This is a genomic window from Escherichia sp. AM3 (assembly GCF_032029835.1).
Classification (GTDB): domain Bacteria; phylum Pseudomonadota; class Gammaproteobacteria; order Enterobacterales; family Enterobacteriaceae; genus Escherichia; species Escherichia coli.
The window spans coordinates 1-280 of record NZ_JAVUPQ010000902.1; the positions used below are offsets into that span (position 1 = coordinate 1).

At 44.6% G+C, this 280-nt stretch carries 1 pseudogene; it reads right to left on the reverse strand.

The features are described 5' to 3' along the window. Positions 1-86: pseudogene (locus tag RTW80_RS28975) on the reverse strand (hypothetical protein); the annotation flags it as partial. Between the last annotated feature and the right edge of the window lie 194 nt (positions 87-280).

Consider the following 280-nt stretch of genomic DNA (forward strand, 5'->3'; position numbering starts at 1 on the left):
TCCGTCCGGGCGCTATCGACCAGATGAATCATACCGTCGTGGATTTGCTGGTAGCCTGCTGTGGTTCCTTCTGAGAGCGATTCCATTATCTGTCCCTTTATATGGAGCTAAGTTGAATAATGGAATGAGCTATACTCTGGGGGGTGAGCACTGAACAATTAAGAACAGCGTATTACATTTACTTTCCCCAAGATATGCGAAGAGCTTTCCTGAAACATTAACCGATCGTATAAAACGAATGCCTGATAGTACTCCTGTCCGGCATTGTTATCACAAGTAG